Genomic DNA, 4,404 nt, shown 5'->3' with positions numbered 1-4,404 from the left:
GATTCAAAAGCTCACCGCATTGCGTTTTGGCTACTCAGCATTGTGTGGCTATTGCAAACGGTTTTTTTAGTCCTATATATTGTTGAGACGAAAAGGTTTCCGATATTGACTTTGTTTGAAGGCATTTATTTTTATGCCTGGTTATTAATCTCGTTATCCATCGGACTTCATCTTATATACCGTGTGATGGTTCCCGTGTTTTTCCTGAATGTCATCGGTTTTATTTTTATGACCATTCATACATTTTCACCTGTTCAGATTGAACGCTCACCTGTTGGGGAAACACTGATATCAGAGTTGTTATTCATCCATGTAACTTTTGCGATCCTGTCGTATGTAGGATTCTCGTTATCTTTTGTCTTTTCGGCGTTGTATCATATTTTGTATCGCTTATTAAAGAAAAAGAAATGGACGAAACAATTCGGGAAACTGCCTTCTCTTGATCAAACGGAGAAGGGGATGACCGTGTCAATCGTCATCGGCATTCCATTTCTGTTCGTCAGTCTGATTCTGGGGCTGCAATGGGGATACGTTACACTCAATGAATTTTCGCTTATTGATGTGAAAATCATAGGTTCATTTATTTTATTATTTGTTTACGGCTATTTATTTTATCGAAGAAAAAAAGGGACACTTTACGGAACAAGTTATGCATGGGGTCATGCTTATGCCTTCCTGCTCGTGTTGGTGAATTTTTTCTTAGGAAGTCGATTATCCGACTTTCATTTTTGGTACTAAAATCTAATTAATCGGTTAAGTGGGGTTGTTAATAATGAGAAAAATTATAGTAGGTTCGAGAAGAAGTAAATTGGCATTGACACAAACAAATTGGTTTATCGATCAAATGAAACAAGCGGGAGCACCATTTGAGTTTGAAGTAAAAGAAATCGTCACAAAAGGTGATCAAATCCTGGATGTTCAACTTTCAAAAGTTGGGGGCAAAGGATTGTTTGTTAAAGAAATTGAACAAGCCTTGTACGACAAAGAAATCGATTTTGCTGTTCATAGCATGAAAGACATGCCTTCGGAATTGCCGGAAGGACTTGTCATCGGGTGTATTCCTCCGCGTGAAGATGCACGTGATGCTTTTATTTCAACAGGGCATGTGAAATTTATGGACTTACCGGTAGGAGCAGTTGTCGGAACAAGCAGTTTACGTCGTTCAGCTCAACTTCTGTTATTGCGTCCAGACCTTGAAATCAAATGGATTCGCGGAAATGTAGATACACGTCTCGCTAAACTTGAAACAGAAGAGTACGATGCGATTATTTTAGCTGCAGCTGGACTCAAGCGTCTTGGGTGGAGCGATGATGTGGTGACGGAATATTTATCAACTGAAGATTGTCTTCCTGCTGTGGGTCAAGGTGCTTTAGCAATCGAATGCCGTGGAGACGACGCGGAATTATTAGGAGAGCTTGGCAAACTGACACATGAAGAAACTTGGAAAGCCGTTCATGCAGAGCGTGCATTTTTACATGCAATGGATGGCGGTTGCCAAGTACCGATTGCTGGTTTTGCAACAGTGGAAAACGGAGATGTTCATTTTACAGGATTGGTTGCTTCACCTGATGCTGAACAAGTTTTCAAACAAACTTCTAAGAATGTTGTACCAGAAACGGCAGGAAAAGACGTGGCAGTGACATTAAGCGAGCAAGGTGCTTACGATTTGATTCAACAAGTAAGAGCCGATTTAAATGTCTAAAAAAGGTGATTTGCAAGGACAAACGATTGTCTTTACAGGTCAACCAAAGTCTGACGAAGCATTTTTTGAAGTGACAAGGCTGGGTGGAGAATTCATTTCTTTCCCGCTCATCCGAACTCAGGAAGTAACGTTTCAAGACGAACAATTTATTAATAGTCTCCACACTTATGACTGGTTGATTTTCACAAGCCAAAATGCAGTAGTTGCATTCGAACAAAAAGTGCTGCGACACAAGATTCTCGTGGATTCCTTGCCTTGTAAGATTGCAGCAGTTGGCAGTAAAACTGCGACTGCTTTAGAACGCATAGGTTTTCATGTGACGTTTACACCAACTACGTTCAGTGCGGATGCATTTGTTCAACAATTCCCGTTGGTAGCCGGTTACTCAGATACTTGTTTGTTTTTACGTGGATCACTTGCTAAAGCTACGATAAAAGAAGGTCTATCACAATCCGTGGACGAATRGACCGTATATGAAACTCTGCCTGATGAGGGTAACGCGAAAAGTTTAGGTGGCTATCTCACTCAATATCCACATGTTATTGTGGCATTTGCGAGTCCCTCATCAGTGGAAGTATTCACACGTGAAATTGCGCCCAATATCGGTTGGAACGAAATGACGATTGCTGCAATTGGTCATGTGACTGCAACTGCATTGAAAAAACAAGGTGTTGCAGTTCATATACAGCCAACAACTTACACATGGCTTGCACTCATTCAAGAAATTGCTAAATGGAAGGATGACTCATACAAATGAAAGAACTTCAATTCAATAGACACCGACGCTTGCGTCACAGCGAAACTTTGCGTGCAATGGTACGCGAAACTAAATTACATACAGATGACTTGATTTACCCGATTTTCGTTGCAGAAGGCGAAAATATTAAAAATCCGATCGCTTCAATGCCAGGCGTATACCAATTTTCTATGGATCACTTAGGTGAGGAAGTGGACGAAGTTGTATCACTTGGTATCCCATCGGTTATTTTATTCGGCATACCTCTTGAGAAAGATGCAGAAGGCACACAAGCTTACCATGATCATGGCATCATTCAAGAAGCGATTCGCTTTGTAAAAGAACGTCACCCACATTTGGTTGTCATTGCTGATACGTGCTTATGTGAATATACGGACCATGGTCACTGCGGAATTATTGAAAACGGACAAGTCCTAAACGATCCAACTCTTGATTTATTGGCTCGCACTGCCATTGCACAAGCGAAAGCGGGTGCTGACATTATTGCTCCGTCAAACATGATGGATGGATTCGTAGCGGCTATTCGTTACGGTTTGGATGAAGCAGGCTTTTCACATCTCCCTATTATGTCGTATGCAGTGAAATATGCATCAGCGTATTACGGTCCATTCCGTGATGCAGCAAACAGTACACCTCAATTTGGTGACCGCAAGTCGTATCAAATGGATTTTGCAAATCGCAATGAAGCGATGCGCGAAGCAACATCTGACGTTGAAGAAGGCGCAGATTTCCTGATTGTTAAACCAGCACTATCTTACTTGGATATCGTGCGTGACGTGAAAAATAACTTCGACTTACCGGTCGTGGCTTACAATGTGAGTGGGGAATATGCCATGGTGAAAGCGGCAGCACAAAACGGATGGATAGACGAAGAAAGAATTGTCATTGAAACACTTACAAGCATGAAGCGCGCAGGCGCGGATTTAATCATGACGTACCACGCGAAAGATGTGGCTCGTTGGTTGGGGGCGAAATAATGGAACGTTCTTACGATAAATCAAAACAAGCATTCAGCGAAGCCRTGAAATTGATGCCAGGTGGTGTCAATAGTCCGGTTCGTGCATTCAAATCGGTTGATATGGATCCGATTTTCATGGCAAGCGGAAAAGGTGCAACAATTACAGATATCGATGGTAATGACTATATCGACTATGTACTTTCATGGGGACCACTTATTTTAGGTCACTCTCATCCTGACGTCGTGGCAGCTATTCAAAAAGTAGCTGAAACGGGCACAAGTTTCGGTGCACCTACAGTCGTTGAAAATGACTTGGCAAAATTGGTCATGGAACGTGTGCCATCTATCGAAATGGTACGTATGGTATCTTCCGGAACAGAAGCAACGATGAGCGCACTTCGTGCAGCACGTGGTTTCACTGGACGTAATAAAATCCTGAAATTCGAAGGTTGTTACCATGGACATGGCGATAGCTTATTGATTAAAGCAGGCTCAGGTGTTGCGACACTTGGTTTACCGGATAGCCCAGGTGTGCCGGAATCAGTGGCTAAAAACACGATTACAGTCGCTTACAATGATTTGGAGAGTGTACGTGCAGCATTTAAACAGCACGGAGATGACTTGGCAGCAATTATCGTAGAACCAGTGGCGGGGAATATGGGCGTAGTCGGACCTCAACCTGGCTTCCTCGAAGGTCTTCGTGAACTATCAACAGATAACGGAACAGTTCTTATCTTTGACGAAGTAATGACGGGCTTCCGTGTCGGTTATAACTGTGCCCAAGGTCACTTCAACGTAACACCGGATTTGACGTGTCTTGGTAAAGTAATCGGCGGAGGACTTCCAGTCGGTGCTTACGGCGGGAAACTTGAAATTATGTCGCGAATCGCGCCAAGTGGCCCGATTTATCAAGCAGGCACACTTTCAGGTAATCCATTAGCTATGACGGCAGGTTTTGAAACCCTTTCTCGCTTAACTCCTGAAACG

At 42.7% G+C, this 4,404-nt stretch carries 5 protein-coding genes; all 5 read left to right on the top strand.

Translation table 11 applies throughout. From position 1 onward, the window contains the following. Positions 1–738 (top strand): cytochrome c biogenesis protein CcsA (ccsA, locus tag AC1DSB_RS15035; protein WP_477587015.1); only part of this gene is annotated, 738 nt, incomplete at its 5' end. Between the two features lie 34 nt (positions 739–772). Then, positions 773–1,702 carry a hydroxymethylbilane synthase gene (gene hemC / locus AC1DSB_RS15030; RefSeq protein WP_477532214.1) on the top strand — a complete coding sequence of 310 codons (930 nt, stop codon included), beginning with the start codon at positions 773–775 and terminating at the stop codon, positions 1,700–1,702. Further along, positions 1,695–2,459 carry a uroporphyrinogen-III synthase gene (locus AC1DSB_RS15025; RefSeq protein ID WP_477587014.1) on the top strand — a complete coding sequence of 255 codons (765 nt, stop codon included), beginning with the start codon at positions 1,695–1,697 and terminating at the stop codon, positions 2,457–2,459. The genes hemC and AC1DSB_RS15025 overlap by 8 nt, the downstream gene beginning before the upstream one ends. Further along, complete coding sequence (gene hemB / locus AC1DSB_RS15020; RefSeq protein WP_016426764.1) at positions 2,456–3,436, top strand: porphobilinogen synthase; 981 nt, start codon at positions 2,456–2,458, stop codon at positions 3,434–3,436. The genes AC1DSB_RS15025 and hemB overlap by 4 nt, the downstream gene beginning before the upstream one ends. Further along, the coding region (gene hemL, locus AC1DSB_RS15015; RefSeq protein WP_477587013.1) for a glutamate-1-semialdehyde 2,1-aminomutase at positions 3,436–4,404 on the top strand (969 nt) is incomplete at its 3' end. The genes hemB and hemL, both read left to right, overlap by 1 nt.

Source organism: Paenisporosarcina sp. P4_E4_2, from assembly GCF_056401595.1.
This window is presented reverse-complemented; position numbering and strand designations above follow the sequence as displayed.

Excerpts from the sequence above, each read along its gene's own strand:
- hemC (WP_477532214.1), top strand. The coding sequence starts at position 773 with ATGAGAAAAATTATAGTAGGTTCGAGAAGAAGTAAATTGGCATTGACA.
- hemB (WP_016426764.1), top strand. The coding sequence starts at position 2,456 with ATGAAAGAACTTCAATTCAATAGACACCGACGCTTGCGTCACAGCGAA.